Annotated in this window: 8 protein-coding genes and 1 pseudogene; 1 reads left to right on the top strand and 8 read right to left on the bottom strand. The window is 44.2% G+C overall.

Features of this window, described 5'->3' with window-relative positions:
- Positions 1-224, top strand: a pseudogene (locus tag IR083_RS21335) (hypothetical protein); the annotation flags it as partial.
- Between the two features lie 265 nt (positions 225-489).
- Here the strand turns inward: IR083_RS21335 and IR083_RS21340 are convergent.
- The 8 genes from IR083_RS21340 to IR083_RS21375 are packed head-to-tail and all read right to left on the bottom strand — an operon-like array spanning position 490 to position 16,275.
- Positions 490-2,925, bottom strand: a complete 2,436-nt coding sequence (locus IR083_RS21340) for a glycoside hydrolase family 127 protein (RefSeq protein ID WP_194225842.1) — start codon at positions 2,923-2,925, stop codon at positions 490-492.
- Positions 2,926-2,946: 21 nt separating this feature from the next.
- Complete coding sequence (locus tag IR083_RS21345; protein WP_194225843.1) at positions 2,947-5,031, bottom strand: family 43 glycosylhydrolase; 2,085 nt, start codon at positions 5,029-5,031, stop codon at positions 2,947-2,949.
- Positions 5,032-5,035: 4 nt separating this feature from the next.
- A complete protein-coding gene (locus tag IR083_RS21350; RefSeq protein WP_194225844.1) occupies positions 5,036-5,863 on the bottom strand; it encodes a hypothetical protein in 828 nt (275 codons plus the stop codon).
- Positions 5,864-5,874: 11 nt separating this feature from the next.
- Complete coding sequence (locus IR083_RS21355; protein WP_194225845.1) at positions 5,875-8,340, bottom strand: glycoside hydrolase family 127 protein; 2,466 nt, start codon at positions 8,338-8,340, stop codon at positions 5,875-5,877.
- 13 nt (positions 8,341-8,353) lie between these two features.
- Positions 8,354-10,333 carry a DUF4859 domain-containing protein gene (locus IR083_RS21360; protein ID WP_242052506.1) on the bottom strand — a complete coding sequence of 660 codons (1,980 nt, stop codon included), beginning with the start codon at positions 10,331-10,333 and terminating at the stop codon, positions 8,354-8,356.
- 43 nt (positions 10,334-10,376) lie between these two features.
- A complete protein-coding gene (locus tag IR083_RS21365; protein ID WP_242052507.1) occupies positions 10,377-11,447 on the bottom strand; it encodes a DUF4859 domain-containing protein in 1,071 nt (356 codons plus the stop codon).
- 42 nt (positions 11,448-11,489) lie between these two features.
- Positions 11,490-13,184: a RagB/SusD family nutrient uptake outer membrane protein gene (locus IR083_RS21370; RefSeq protein WP_194225847.1), complete on the bottom strand. Its 1,695-nt coding sequence runs from the start codon at positions 13,182-13,184 to the stop codon at positions 11,490-11,492.
- A gap of 13 nt (positions 13,185-13,197) precedes the next feature.
- Entirely contained in the window at positions 13,198-16,275 is a 3,078-nt protein-coding gene (locus IR083_RS21375) for a SusC/RagA family TonB-linked outer membrane protein (protein ID WP_194225848.1), read from the bottom strand.
- Between the last annotated feature and the right edge of the window lie 24 nt (positions 16,276-16,299).

A 16,299-nucleotide genomic window follows, 5' to 3' on the forward strand; every position in this document is an offset into this window, starting at 1 on the left:
TTTACAGGCGCATCAAGGCCAAAAGCGGTGCACCAACAGCCATAAAAGCGACTGCTCGCAAGCTGGCAATTATTTTTTACCGGATGCTCAGGGATAAAAAAGAGTTTTCGCCTTTACCTCTTGACGAGTATAATCACTATTTCAAGGAACGAAGAATTAAATACGTTGATAAACAGGCCGCTAAGTATGGTTTTAGATTAGTGCCTATCGATAGCGTTTCTTAAGAGTTAGCAGTCATCAGTTAACAACTCGTATCTCGTCTACTCGTAACTGCCCGCAGGGCGAAGTAACTCGTAACTCTTAAAAGGTAACAAAGGTTACACTTTAATCTGTTAATTTACTAATTATTTTTTCAAAGAGCTATAAGCTAACAGCTAAAGACTATCGGCTTTCAACTGTATAGATAAACTTTTATCAAAAAACAAAAGGATATGCATACTAAAACTTTACAAATTGTTTCTGCATATCCTCTGTCATAATTTACATGTGCTATTTCACTTCGAATTCATAAACGCCTACCGATTCTTGTACAGGCAACTGGAATAGCAGGCGTACACTCTGGCTTGTTACAGGTTCGAATTCTATTTTGTTCAGCGCATTCTTTTCCGATTTAGCCGGCGTTTTGGCGTTCACATTTACCCATTCTCCCTTATCGTCCTTGTATTGTACACCCCACGACAGAGGAATGCGGCAGCCGCCCCAAGGCCCGTCGTCATACCAAAATACCGATGCAGTTGAGAATGTTTCAGGCTTGTCAAAATCGTAGACAATCCATTCCTGTGAATTATTCTTTGGCCACAAGGTAAAGAACGGCACATGCCTGTCATTTGAGTCCTTCGGCCAATAACCGTCGTTTACACTGCTCATCGATTTGTTAGGAGACGAGGATGATACTTTCGCATTCGTACAGAAAGTCGGAGGTGGCAATGGGCGTGTCGATTCCACTGTGCGCGGTATCCATACAGCCATTTCACCCGAGCCACGGTTCGACCATGCATAATACGGGATAGCGGTCAGGTGCTTGTCTTCTACAATTACATTATTGTCTTTATCCCGCGATGCGCTTTTGGCATTTGCTTCCAGTTGCATGATTCCGCTCAGCTTATCGGATAGGAAAGTTTCTGTAAATACGATATTATCGTCTAGTACGGCATTCAGTACACGGTCTTTATTATCTACCCATTCCAGGCAATATACGATAGGGCCGCGCTCAATAGCTACTTTTCCCCTGTCGTCTTCTACTTTCTCGTTTGCCACGTCTTTGTGGACATCCATCGGGAATGATACATCTATCTTATCTCCCTTTTTCCATTTCTGTGAAAGAGTTACATAACCGTTACTTCCTATTGTGTAATCTACATCTTTTCCGTTCACTTTTATCTTTACAGTTTCCTTTTTCGGATTCAGGTAAGTGTAAAGGTCGCTTGGTACAGGTTTATTCAATGCCCATCCCGGTATTCTCACCAGCACATCGAATTTCTCTGATTTCGCAGGGTCTACATTGATGGTTACATTGCCATCCCACGGATAACCGGTCTTCTGTGACAGATTGATTTTGTTTTTACCCAATTCTATTTCACCTTCGCTTTCTACAAAAAGGCTCACATATATCTTATCATCTTTCTTAGCATATACATATCCCGGTATCGAAGGCATAAAGCGGCATACATTGCTCGGGCAACATGCACAGCCGAACCATTCGCTGCGTCCGTGCTGTCCCACCGATTCCAGCGGGTTCGGATAGAAGAAGCGATTGCCGTCGAGGTTGATACCCGAAATTAATCCGTTGTATAAAGTACGTTCCAGCACATCATAATATTTCGAATCACCGTGAAGCAGGAACAATCTGTGATTCCAGTACACATTGGCGATAGCGGCGCAGGTTTCGCAGTAGGCCGACATATTCGGCAGTTCGTAATTCTTGCCGAAAGCTTCGCCGTGGCCTGTTGCTCCGATGCCCCCTGTGATATATAATTTCTTGGTAACTACATTGTCCCAAATCTTGTCTATGGCGTGAAGGTAAGCCTCATTCCCGGTCAAAGCAGCCACATCGGCCATCCCTGAGTACATATAGGCAGCACGCACGGCATGTCCTACAGCTTCGTCCTGTTCGATGACAGGCTTGTGTGTCTGGCTATATTCGCCGCTGTGTCCGTGGCCTTTCAGGTCGAGGAAATATTTGGCGAGGTCGAGATATTCTTTTTTACCCGTCACACGGTACATCTTTGCCAGTCCCATTTCTACGATCTGATGTCCGGGTTCGTAAGCGAGTTTACCCGGCCCGAAGTCTTTTACCAGCAGGTCGGCATTTTTGATAGCCACATCGAGCAGGGAGCGTTTTCCTGTCGCCTGGTAATGAGCGACTGCCGCTTCGTACAAGTGACCGCAATTGTATAGTTCGTGGCTGAGGTCGGGGTCTTTCTCCCAACGCTTTTCACCTACCCATTCGTGCAGTTTACCCGGTTCTCCTGCAGTACGTGCTGTATATAGATATCCGTCAGGTTCCTGAGCCTTTTGTATGTAATAGATCAGAGTATCCATACGGGCTTCCAGTTCCTTATTAGGGAACATCTGAATAGAATAGGCCGCGCCTTCGATGATCTTATAAATATCGGTATCGTCGAAAGTCAGTTGAGTAGCAAAATAACCCGGCATCAGTTTACCCGCTTTCTTGAAGTTATCTACCCGCCCCGTATTGTAACAATGGCCGAGAGCAATCGGTATTGTCACATCCTGATTGATACGGATACGCGGTGCCCAGAACTTATCCGAGAATTTAACTGAAGTAAAGGCTATCGGCTGGATAGGGTAGTCCTTATTGTCTCCTTTCTGCTCATGTACATGGTTGTGTCCGGGATGGTTGCATCCCCAGCCTGTTAGCCAGTAGCAGGTGAGTAAAAGAACGACTAAACTTAATTTTTTCATAGCTATATCTGTTTTGTTATATTATTTTCCTTGATTATAAAGTTCCGATATTTCATTCTGTGTCAATGGTGTATCATAGAACCTGAGAGAGTTGAGGTATCCGGTGAAACGATGTTCTCCATCAAGTTTAGTACCTAAAGTAATTTTTTCGCTTTTTCCTACACGCAGAAAAATATCCTTTTCTTTTACAAATATACCGTTAATATATATTTTTTCCTTATATCCATCGAAGGTAACAACTATATGTTTCCAGTCCCCGTCGGTTCTAATATCTTTGATTCCCATATCTTCGTACCAGCCGTGATGCATGGTGATTCCGCTGCGGGGACTGCTTCCATACCCGAAGATTATTTTCTCCAGTTCGCCATACGATTCGTTGATATCGAGTATACATTCGTTTTCTTTCGGATTTTCGGATGCTATCCATGCTGAAATGCTGTAAGGTGCATTGCCTGTCATAGTTTCGGGCAATCCGAAATCAGACCTGAACTGCTGATATCCATTAAATGCGAAAGCCGTTTTGCTCTTATAGTTTTTGATAGGAACAGCCATAGAGAAAGCGTCGAATCCTTCTTTTTTGTTCTTTTCGTTAAATATCCTTGCCACCAGAGAGCCTGCAGGATAACTGTTTGCATTGATTTCGAACAGTAATCCTTGTCTTTTCGGCGTGGCTACCTTTGCCTGCTTGTCGAATGGCTGGCTGTTATTCGGGAATGGGTCTTCTCCTTCTGAGAATACTTTTATATTCCATACGGCAGGGAATAAACCATTTTTCTCGTTTCCTGTAACTGTCAGTCGGATATACCTTGCTTTTACATCGCCATGGTCTGTCATCGGGCTTCCGGCAAGTATATTATTGCGTTTGTCAGAAAAAACCGTCCATATTTTACCATCGGCAGATGTTTCATAGAAATATTGATAAAATGATGTGGCATGTTCGAATTGTGTCCATATACGTTTAATATTCTGTTCTTTACCTAAATCCAGTTCTATCCATTCATCTTTGTAGCAGCTTTCGGCACGCCAAAGTGTAGCATTATTATCATCTACGGCATATTCGGGTTTAAAATTCTCATCGTAATACGATGAGGCTTTTACCCTTGCCCCGAAAGCGATATTCTTATATGGATTAGAATCTTTCTGTAAGAACCCGATTCCTTTATGTCCTGCATCTACTTTTTGTATGCGTCCGTCCTTATCGAATTCGAGTTTGTCGGCTGCTATCTGTCTGAAAAAGCCACGTGTCGATTGCGGAATGTTATGCCTGTGGTAAACGATATAATAGTCGTCACCCTCTTGCAGTATACTGTGATGCCCCGGCCCATGAATGGTGCTGTCGGCACTTGTAGACAGTATCGGATTATTGTCTGCAAATTCGAAAGGTCCCATTGGCCCTACCTTGCTGGTCGCATATTGCACGCGGTAAGTATGGTCGTGGCACGAACCCGAAGAATAAGTCAGGTAATAAATATCATTGCGTTTGAATACATACGGCGCTTCAAAAAAATCGGTAGCCTGTGTATTCGGTATCAGCGTAGTATCTACAAGGTTTTTCATATCGGCGCTCAGTTTGCCTACACCGCAGCCGTGATCTTTGTATATTCCCCATGTACCCCAATAGAGGTAGGTAGAGCCATCGTCATCGATGAAACTTTGTGCATCGAGGGTAATGGACATTTTCACATAACGGTCGGGAATAAGTACTGCCTCATCCGGGCCGAGTATATTTGTCCACGGGCCTGTGGGATTATCCGATACCCCGCAGAATATTTTACATGCCTGACTATAATAATTATAATATCGTCCGTCGGTACCCTGCATCACGTCCGGCGCCCATATCTGGTTGGCTGTTGGCCAGTTCATCGGTTCGATAGTCCAGTTTACAAAATCTTTTGATTTCCAAACCTGTGCAGGGCCTACACCCAGCCCTGTGCCGTCGGTAGTGGCATAGATATAATATGTATCTCCGAACTTACGGACTGTGGGGTCGGCAAAGTAACCCGGAATAATAGGGTTTCCTGCTCCCGGAGTATTATATTTTACTTCCTGCCCATACAATGTATGGAAAGAAAGAATAAACAATAGGATATATAAGGCCTTTTTCATATTGTTACAGATTAGTCTTGTTATCACTGCATAAATCCAATTCTATTTTGGGAAAATATTGCAATAAAAGGTTATACATGTCGGGGTCATATTCTTTCAGTTTCTCCCGTGTGTTAATAGAATTATGTACTCCATTTGGTTCGGCCGAATATTTATTGCAGTCGAAAAATGATTGCACTGTTTCTGCAAAATACTCTTCTTTGTTGCTGATAGCATACGTATTTTCCCACAAACCTTTTTCTATCGCTTTCAGCCGCAATGCTTCCAGTTCGTTGTCGAAATTTGGATTTATACCCAGAATACCCACCATATGAATGATATGTGCAAATTCGTGCACAAGAATGCTTTCCCCCTTATACCTGTCACCCGGCAGGCAAATCACATTCTCCTCGCCGCAACTGGCACTGAAATCGTGTTCGGGTGCTCCGCCGAATCCTCGGGCGCGTTTATTCCAATAGTCAATATTTTCCGGAGTATCGCATATTCTCTTGTATTCGGGAATGTCGCATACTTCTTCCTTTTCTCCTATAATCATTACTTTGCAGCCTTTGGCTATCATTGCTTTCTTTACATCCTCCCGTTTGGATAATACCTGTGAAATCACTTTGCCAGCCCTGATTAGTGCACTGTCGTTGACCTTGGCTGATGATACGATGGGGATTCCGTCAGCATTCGCATATTTTTTGTAGAATGGGTCTATATTTAACGTATCGGGTATAGCAGTTACTTTTACCTCACCGGAAGAAAGCTGCCCCTTTTTGTCGGAGCAGCTATAAATTGAGATTGTAAATAGTATAGAAAAGAGTGAATATAATAATCTTATTTTCATCATTGCTTATTTTTCTATGGGTTAACTTTCCATTCTATTACACCGCCCGAATACCCCTTGCGGCCTACATCTACTACCTGCGGCCCGTTTTCATCCGAAGCGCCTTCGGCCTTCGGTCTTTGCAACTGGGCTACCAGCTTCAATTCTGTAGTGGTTATTGGCTCAAAGGTCACCTTATTGTATTTGTCGATTTCCGTGCCGTAAGGCGAAGTGTTTTTAACTTCTTTCCATGCGTTTCCGTCTTTATACAGCAACTTCCATGATTCGGGAGCTTTGTAAATAACATCGTAATGCTCGAATGCGAGCCAATATACTTCCACGCTCGATACTTTCTGCGGTTTCTGAAACTTATATCCGATAGATTCTTCCGTTCCTGCCTTGAGCCACCAATAGTGGTATGGGGTATTAATATCGTCAGAAGACTTCGGTTCGAACTGGTCGTTGAATCCCCATCCGTCTATCTGCCAGGCCTGAGATGCGATAGTAGGTTCGGGTTTTGGAATAGCGTATTGAGATGTTTCGGGCGTCCATACTACAAGTTGACCTTGTCCGCGATTGTTCCATGTGCTGTAAGGGATAGCCTTGAACGTAAATGGTTTTTCTATTGTGTTGCCATTTACCGAATCTTTCTCTACCGAATAAGCGTTTCCTTCGAGTACCATAACGCCGTTCAGCAGATTCTTTTCGAAATGAGACTCGATTTTCGAATCACGCGGAATCACTACATCAAATAGATAATCTTTCTTCTGGTCTATACTTTCCAGTCCATAAACAATGGGGCCACGCTCCATAGATAAAAGGCCTTCATCGTATTTCACTTCTTTATGTGCCTGTACTCTTCTTACCGGCATATCCATATGTATGGAGATTTTATCTCCGGCCTTCCATTCACGTTCGATAACCGCGTATCCGCCCCGGATTTTTTTCTTTGCATCTTGTCCGTTTACCGAAATCTTGACTTCCGGTTTTGCTCCGTCAACATATTGATACAGGTCGGAAGGAACAGGCTGTCCTTTTGCCCATCCCGGAATACGAACCAGCATGGTAAACTTCTCTTTCGCCGCAGGATTTACTTCTATTTCTACTTCTCCCTGCCATGGATATTTGGTCTTTTGTACCAATTCCACCTCATTGTTATCCACTTTGATTTTGGAATTCCCTTCCACAAATAGGTTTACATAAATATCTTTTTTATTTACAGCATATGCATATCCCGGAACAGAAGCCATAAAGCGGGTAACATTTCCCGGACAGCATGCACAACCGAACCAAGGTGCACGTTCGAATCCTCCGTCCGATGCCAGCGGATTTCCATAGAAGAATTTATCTCCGCTCAGGGAAACTCCCGCTATCAGTCCGTTGTAAAGAGCTCTCTCCAGTATATCTACATATTTGGATTCACCTGTGGCAAGGAACATGCGCTGATTCCAGTATACATTGGCTATCGATGCACATGTCTCGCAATAGTTATTGAAGTTATTCAGTTCGTAATCAGGGCCGAATCCTTCGCCCTGTGCCCGCGAACCAATGCCCCCTATGATATATAGCTTCTTGCTCGCCATATTATCCCATACACGGTTTACGGCATCGAACAGTTTATGGTCGTGCTGCATAGAAGCTACATCCGTTACTCCCGAATAGAGGTATCCGGCTCGTACGGCGTGCCCTACGATTTCCTCCTGTTCGAGTATCGGCATATGGTCCTGGCTATATGGACTGAGCCTGTGCCCATCAGTACCACGTCCTGTTTCGTCGACAAAGTAACGCGCCATATCCAGATACTTCTTATCATCGGTTACACTGTATAGTTTTACCAAAGCCATTTCTACGATCGGATGTCCCGACGGAACATGCTTTTGTCCTTCGTTAGGGCCGAATACCTGACAAACGAGGTCGGCATTCTTGATGGCCACATCTAATAATGTCCTCTTCTGAGTTGCCTGATAATGGGCAACGGCTGCTTCGTAAAGGTGACCGCTGTTATATAATTCGTGGCTGTTGATTTTCTCCCAGCGGGAACTTCCCCACCAGCCCGACAGGCGTGTACATTTGTTGGTGACGCAGGTGGTAAGATAGCCATCCGGCTCTTGAGCTGCTGCAATAAGAGTGATTACACTATCGAGGTATGCGTCTAATTTCGGATCGTATTTTACGGCGAGGGAATAAGATGCTCCCTCTATAATTTTGTAAGGGTCGGTATCGTCGAAGGAGAAATCCCCTTTGTGTTCACCCTTTATAAGTCCTCCTGCCAATGCAAAGTTGTCGAACCGTCCATTGATTTCACACTGATGAAATGCCGACGGGATAGAAACCGTCCGGTTGATTTCCATACGCGGCAGCCAGAATTCGTCAGTAAAATGAACATCTGTAAACGGAACTTCCTTGATTTCGCCGAGCTTTACAGCTGATGGCTCCTCCATAGTTTCACACGAGAACATTAGCCCTGCAGTAACAAGAATTAATGCTAGTTTTTCTTTCATGTATCTTTAGTTTTTATTGAATAGTAACATTGAATGTAAATGTTGCCTGTACCGTTTTTCCGGCCTCATATTCGTATACTAATGCCTGCCGGATGGTATACTTATCTCCTGATGAAGAATGCCCCGGATATTGCCCTATTGTAAATGTGAAACCGGACTCGGAATATTCCGAGAATACTTTGCTGACATCTCCCCAGTTGCATACATTTCCTGCGGCATCGAACCAGTGTCCGTAGCCATTCGCCGTAGTTGTGGCATTCAGGCTCCCGCTACTCTCCACGGCATAGAATTTGATGCTTTTACCTAAGGCAGATGTTATTTCGCCCGGTTGAAGCACGAATGCCCTTGCCAGTTTTACCAATTCGGTATAATCCAGGCTGACGGTTCCTCCGGTATATTCCGTTGCACTTGCAGGGAAGCGTACATCGAATGTAAACTCAGTGTTTTCATGCTTTTCATCTCCTGTAAAATTGATATTTCCCAGAACGTCCGTATTGGCAAAACTTATTTTATATGGCCACTGTTCATCATTGCTTTCGTCTTCATCCCAGGGATGCGATTTGTATGAACCCGGTGCACCTAATACGACGAACCATAGTTTTTCGCAGTTTGCAGGGATTGTGAATTCCACATCGGCTTTCGCTTTCCGGTTCATTTCGCCATATACACGCTGTCCGTTGCTCAGCAGTGCTACATATCCGTAACGCCATCCTGCTCTCGTTAGACTACCGTTATTGTATTTGGTCACAGTGCTGGTTTTCTCACCGATGGTACATATCCCCGGATCGCCGGAAGCCAGTGAAGAACCCGGTTGCAGGCCTTCGAAGGAAGTAGTGACAACTGTTCCCTCTGCCGGTACATTCAATGGAATAACGTTGTATCCTGTTGTACCCGGGCAATGGCTATATGCTACCTGATAACTTTTATCAGGGAGGGTATAGAGTTTATAGCTGTGCTTGCCTATATAGTTGCTCCCATTGGTGCGGATGGCATCTATATCCCACGTTACAAAGCGGGTGGCAGCATCATACATTTCGGCATTGAAGTTATCCATACTCAGGTTGCTGAGACGGATATGTGCTTCCATCGGGTCTTCCGGGCTAACGGCTTCGCGCCATAGTTTACCTATGTAGTCTATCCCGTGCTTATCCGTCCAGTAATAGTGGATGAAATAGCTGGCATAGCGTTGCCACTCGTGTCCGGTATGACGGAAATAGTTATCCATGTATACGTTGAAGTTATAAGACTCGAAAGCTTCCGTCGGATATGATTGGAAAGATTGCCATTGTGCGGTCTGTTCCCAAAATCCATTACCTCCGTTGCCTCCGTATCCATATCGGAATCCACGGGTGAAGTCGTTGGAACTTCCGTTCGCAATCAGGTCGGCGTAGACCTGATACTGGAAACTGTGCCCGATTTCGTGGGCAATCGTCGAGCCTACGGGTTTGCAGGTGCTTGGATTCACCCACAGCCCGCCGATGATGTCGTCGTATCCTCCGCCTGTCGCCAGCCATTCGGTCTGGTAAAGCATATAAATCTGCATCTTGTATTTGTCGAGATTGGACTTACCTTTGCCTGTTTCTGCAAATTTCAGCGTGTTGATATTTGTCTCATAATAAGTTTCTGCCTTCTTTAGCAGATCGTCTATATCTACGCGCAATGCTTCGGAAACCGTCGATGCATTGGGATTGTCCCCGAATCCTTTTTCCCAGAAGACTATAAAGTGGTCTGACTGCTTGCTGCGTACGAATGACCATTTGCTGTCTGCCCGGAGCATATCCATACTGCTGAATTCCTTCGGTTTATAAATTTTTTCATAGTCTTGTATATCTTCAGGTTTCAGAACAGTGACTGTATCTATTTTTGTTGTGTCTTCAGGTTCGGGTTCAGGTATTACTATATCTTCCTTACTATCGCTGCAACCGGATAAAGCAGTACTTGTAATTCCGGCGATAAGAAAGAAAAAAAGTGCGTAGAAGCATAAGCCTGCCATGGCAGGCTTATGTAATTTTATATTGAATCTGAACAACATGATATTATTTATTCTTTTCTATTGCAGTCGGTGTACCTGCCGGAGGCGTTTCCGGGTCTTCGTAGGCAATAACATTCACTGTGATTCTGAACATCTCTATTTTGTTATTGGCAAGGAAAGCATAGCGGATAGTAAAGGATTGTCCTTCTTCCAGATTGTCAGGCATCTGCCCTATTCCTATTTCATCATCCTCAAAGTCTCCGTAGGTAGTGTATACACTAGCATTGTCACCATACTCGCCGACAAATCCGTTCATGTCATACCAGAATCCTGTGCCTGTAACAGCTTCCTGAGCATAACTGCCATCTTCTTTCACGCCGAGGAATTTTATATCATCCATCGAAGATATACCCAGATCGGTCATTGTCTGCGTCAGGTTGAACTTAAGCGGATCCTGATCGTAGCTGCTTCTTGGGGTTACATTGATGCTGAGTTCCTGAGTATTAATTACCGGAGCAGTTATTGCACCTGCTGTTTTGGCTTTTACAGTTATAACTACAGCTGCACGTTTTTCATTATATTTCAGGCATTCGATGAACTTAACGGTTTGCCCTTCTACCAGATGTCCCGGATATTGTCCTATCGCGAATTGTTTATCTTCCGTATTATATTCGGCAAATACCATGGCATCTGTACCCCATGTGGTAATATCGCCGTTCTTATCCCACCAGTGCCCCCAGGGAGCATTTGTATTTGTCATGGAACCGGCATCTGCATGCGTGGTACCTAGTATACCGAAACCCTTGATTTCGGGAGCTCCGCTTTCTCCTGCAATGCCCAGTATCAATTGCTCTTCGGTGATTCCGAACAGCTCAGCTATTTTATTCATTTCTACTACCAATGTGGCGCCATTATAAAGGGTTTGGTTTATAACCACATCCACTGAATATTCTAATATCAGGTCTGCATTGATTTTGTTTTTCTGCGCCTCTTTTTCAGCTTCCTGACGGGCAATTTCATCAATCTCCTCCTGAGTTAATGTATGCAGTCCCCAAAAATCCGAGTTATCGCTGCAACTGCTCAAACCTACGGCAAAGAGAGCGATAAATATTATATATAGATATATGCTTTTCATTTTGAATTTCTCTTTTTATTTAACAATTGTTTTCTGAACGGATTAATTACTATATCCCTTATTCTGAACGAGAGATATATTTCCATCCATCGCAGATTTAGGTATCGGGAAATAGTCCCAATGTGTTTCGGTAGTCGCATCTTTACAGAACCATGATTTTCCGTTAAAGACATTGCGGCCGTCGGTCATTTTAAACCTTATCAGATCCTGACGGCGATGATGTTCACCTACAAATTCCCAGGCCAGATCGTCGAGTAAGCCTCCTAATACAATGTCATTCCCTTTTTCCGAAGTATTCTTGTAAGATGCAGGATCCCAGTTTGCATAGCCTTCGCTGGTATACTCGCGGTGACCGTAATCATATACACTTCCGCCTTTCAGATCGGCAATTGTGCGTGTTGCTTTTGCCGCAGAATCGAATGAACGCTTGCGGACATCTGTAATCAGACTGGCAGCAGTCTGTTCGTCCCTGCCTAATCGTAGCAAGCATTCCGCTTTGATGAACATGGCATCTGCCAGACGGAAAAATGCAACATCGTTACCATATGTGCCTGCATCACCTCCTACGATTTCACTTTTTACAAAACGGTAGCCCTCTTGCTGATATGCTCCGGGATTATCTATAGAGTGTACATTCTTTGAATAATTGAGTACTCCTTGTCCCGACCAGTCATCGGATGTGAAAGGTATCGGCTCTCCGGACTGAGGGATATAGTTGCCATCCGTATCTTTAGTTGCACTTTTCTGTATACCGCCTGTCCATGTATATTTACTACGGTTGTCGGCTGCGTCGTAGCTGTCGATAAACTGAGGTACTGCACAACTGCCGTTCCAAGGTGCTCCTGAATATCCGTAGGCAGCTGCTCCTGCACCTACCAGGCATTTGTTAACCAGATAATTGTGGGCTGCCCTTTTCTTATCCAAAGGAATTGCGAATATAACTTCGGGTGATCCTGAAATATCAGCTTTGAAATTGTCAAGATAATTTGGAGCCAGAGAGAATCCGCCGTCGGTAATCACTTCGTTTACTTCAGTCAGCGCTTTTTCATAATAATCAGTGCCTGTGGTCCCGAAGTATGCATTGTAATTCAGATATAACTTGGCCAATACCATACAGGCAGCATAGCGGTTAGGATAGCCGTGTATTTTTTCTTTGCTGAGATCGTCTTTGATGGCATTAAGTTCACTTACACAAAATTCGAAAATCTGTTCGGCATTCTGTTGCTGAGGAAGATGGCCTTCGGGTATATTCTGTGTTGTTTCCAAGGGTACATTGCGGAATGCATCAAGCAGGATATAGTAGTTCAGTGCCCGGATAAAGCGCATTTCGGCCTGTTCTACTCCCGTATCCGATAATATATCCAGACATTTGTTGGTGTAGCCGATACCCACGTAGGCATAATTCCACAAACCTTCGGTATGGCCTAATGAAGAGTTCCAGCTGTGTTTGTGCATGGATACATATAAGTCGCCCCAACCCACACCGATGCGTTTTGGTGTCATATACGTATCGCTGCATTCTTCCATCAGGTCGAAATAACCGTTCCATCCCCAATAGAGATAACGCAGCTGTGCATATGCTTCTCCCATCATTTCGCCTACAGCCTGTTCGTCTGTTATATCTATTGTTTCATCTGTCAGTTGGTCGTATACATTTTCAGATAGATCTGTACAAGCTGCGAAAGTTAACAATGAACTTACTGCCAGCCCTATTATAGTATTTTTAATTAATTTCATGATTTTACTGGTATTAGAAATTTAGATTTACACCTATTGTGAATGAACGGGTGGTAGGATATTTGTCGCGGCCGTCTATACCCGGTGTCCTGAAATAGTTAGATACTTCCGGGTCCAGGCCTGAATAGCCTGTGATACAAAACAGGTTCTGACCAGATACGTATACTCTGGCTTTTTTGATGTATTCTTTGACGGCTCCTGATAATGGCAGATTATATCCTAATGTCAGATTAGCTAATTTCACAAAGTCTCCGTTCTCGATATGGTCACTCCATACGCCTTGCGACATCGAGCCTGATAATTGTACCTGCAATTGCTGTCCTGTAGCCGGATCTATTATCGGCGCACCGCTTGTATCCACTGCCCCATACCATTTGGCTGCCGATTTCAGGCGGTTATAAGCTATCGAATTGTTCTCGTAGAAAGCCCGCTGAAGATTTAAAATCTTAAATCCGAACTGACCTGTGAATTGCATGCTAAGGTCTAAATCCTTGTAGCGGAATGTATGTCCCCAACCGGCATATACCTGAGGCAGGCCATTGCCTAGTCGTTGACGGTTGACTTCTTCGTTGTATTTTGAGTCGAATTCTTTTACGACCCAGCCTCCGTTACCATCCGATACTTCCACCAGCACAAAGCCGTCTTTGCTGACGCCTACAGATTTTAGTCCCCAGAAATCTCCCATGCGGTGACCTACTTCCAGGCAGTGTGTAGGCACAGTTATAGGGTCTCCGGCATTTCCTTCCTGTGCGAAGTTGCGTGTTTCATACAGGTCGTTGGACAGGCTCAGGAGTTTGTTGCTGTTGTGGGATAATGTCAAAGTGGTATTGTATTCAAAATCCTTATTTTTTACAGGTACGGCTTTGATCAGTATCTCTATCCCTTTATTACTCATCTTTCCGGCATTAGCCAGAGTGGAATTATACATGTTGGGAGGTACAGGTACTGTGTAGCTGTATAGTAAGTCTTTTGTCCTTTTGTTGTATACATCTATAGATCCGCTCAAACGTCCTCCGAAAATACCCCAGTCGAGCCCGACATTGAATTCCTGAGTTGTTTCCCATTTCAATTTCGGATTTGGATTCTGAGTTACCTGCAACGATGGGCTCCATTGTCCGTCTTTGTTCAGATGGTCGCCATAAGGGTCGTAACCGAACAAGGTCAGCGAAGTATAAGACGACAGGGCGTTTACCCCCGTTTTTCCATAGCCTGCACGCAGTTTCAGGTTGTCGATCCAGGTCAATGGTTTCATAAAGCTTTCGTTGCTGACAGTCCAACCCAGCGACAGGGAAGGGAAGGTTCCCCATTTATTATCTTTACCGAATACGGAAGACCCTTCACGGCGTACAGATGCTAAAATATTGTAGCGGTCATCGTAGGCATAGCTCACACGACCGAAGAACCCAATCAGGTGATTGTCATTTTTGTATGACCCCATACTTGCTGTTTTGTCTTCGTCTTTCAGGTAAGTACCCTGGCCTAAGTTGTTGTATAAGAAAGATTCCGATGAGAAGTTACCATTTCCTGCACTGAAACCGTCATTGACATTGTACAGGTAGCTATATCCTATCAGAGCGTTAGCTCTGTGTTTTCCTATAGAGAAGTCATATCTGGATGTCAGGTCTAAGTTATCGCTGCGGCCGTTGCTCGATGATTTGGATGCCCAACCTTTACATGCTGCTATTACCTGACTATAATAATCACTTGTATAGAATGTTTGTCCGGTAGAAGAGTTTTCTTTCAGGGATACCATCAGTTCGGTTTGCCATCCTTTTATCGGCTCTAGCGTAACCCTTCCTGTGAGGCGGGAATAATGGGACCTTGTGTCGCCAATCATTTCGTTTTGTATTTCCACCGGGTTGTAATACTGAAAGCGGCTATACTCCTCGTAATATGAGCCATCCTCGTTATAAATAGGAGATGAAGGATTGTGTATCAGGGCTTGCCTGTATACATAATTATTATCATTGTTGGTATTCTTGTGATTACCATACAATAAATTAACATTGAATTTCAGGATATCTTTCATCGCATATTGTGTGAAGTCGAGTTGCATTTTCAGATCGCGGCTGTCGCTTTTGCGCATGATACCTTCTTCGTCGCTATATGTTACATTTGCAGAATAGGCCGATGTTTTGGAGCCTCCTTTCAGCTCTAAGGAATGGTTTTGCGTATATCCGGCCTTGCGGGTAACAGCTTTGAGCCAGTCGGTATCATACCCCTCATATGGGAAACTGGTACGTGCATAGATAATATCGTTTGTATCCATAAAATCGGCAGTCTTATACCAATTGGAGAAGGACAGATAGCCCGAATAGTTCACTTCCGAATGGGATTCGCGCCTGCCTGTTTTCGTAGTGATTATAATAACCCCGTTTGCACCGCGCGTACCGTATATAGCGGCAGCAGAAGCATCTTTCAGGATATCTATCGATGCGATATTCTCGGGAGCGGCGGTTGTCAGGCTACCCTCGATTCCGTCGACTAAAACCAGTGGCTGTACATTTCCGTATAAGGTAGAAATACCCCGGAGCATGATGCTGGAAGTTGCATTCGGGTCTCCTGACGAATTGGTAATACTCAATCCGGCTACCTTTCCTTTTATAAGTTCGGCTGCATCGCCTATCTTTCCTACAGAAAAGTCTTCGGATTTCACACTGGCGATAGCGCTGGTGACATCGCCTTTTCGCTGGGTGCCGTAACCGATGACGATAACTTCATCCAGCATTTTCAGGTCTTCGGAGAGTGTTACCGATATGTTCCTTTGTCCGTTCAGGTTTATTTCCTGTTTCTGGAAACCTACGTATGAAAATACGAGCGTACAATCGGTGCCGGATACCGAAAGTGTAAACTTGCCGTCTACATCGGTAGTTGTACCGTTTATCGTGCCCTTTTCTACTACCGATACTCCTATCAGTGCATCGCCTTTTTCATCTATGACTGTTCCCGAAACCGTTGTCTTTGATTGCTGTATTTCTTTGCTGTTATCGGCAACCGATACCTGAGGGTAAGCCAGCCCGCCCAGCATAACACATGACAGTAGTATACAACAGGCTGTTTTGTGTTTAATTTTTAGAAGGTTTGTTCTCATCTTTAGATTTAATTAGTTTTCGAA

The organism is Dysgonomonas sp. GY75 (assembly GCF_015234155.1).
Classification (GTDB): Bacteria; Bacteroidota; Bacteroidia; order Bacteroidales; family Dysgonomonadaceae; genus Dysgonomonas; species Dysgonomonas gadei.

What these genes read in the sequence shown, in the direction of transcription:
- IR083_RS21340 (WP_194225842.1), bottom strand. Translation starts at nt 2,925, where the DNA reads ATGAAAAAATTAAGTTTAGTCGTTCTTTTACTCACCTGCTACTGGCTA.
- IR083_RS21345 (WP_194225843.1), bottom strand. Translation starts at nt 5,031, where the DNA reads ATGAAAAAGGCCTTATATATCCTATTGTTTATTCTTTCTTTCCATACA.
- IR083_RS21350 (WP_194225844.1), bottom strand. Translation starts at nt 5,863, where the DNA reads ATGATGAAAATAAGATTATTATATTCACTCTTTTCTATACTATTTACA.
- IR083_RS21355 (WP_194225845.1), bottom strand. Translation starts at nt 8,340, where the DNA reads ATGAAAGAAAAACTAGCATTAATTCTTGTTACTGCAGGGCTAATGTTC.
- IR083_RS21360 (WP_242052506.1), bottom strand. Translation starts at nt 10,333, where the DNA reads ATGGCAGGCTTATGCTTCTACGCACTTTTTTTCTTTCTTATCGCCGGA.
- IR083_RS21365 (WP_242052507.1), bottom strand. Translation starts at nt 11,447, where the DNA reads ATGAAAAGCATATATCTATATATAATATTTATCGCTCTCTTTGCCGTA.
- IR083_RS21370 (WP_194225847.1), bottom strand. Translation starts at nt 13,184, where the DNA reads ATGAAATTAATTAAAAATACTATAATAGGGCTGGCAGTAAGTTCATTG.
- IR083_RS21375 (WP_194225848.1), bottom strand. Translation starts at nt 16,275, where the DNA reads ATGAGAACAAACCTTCTAAAAATTAAACACAAAACAGCCTGTTGTATA.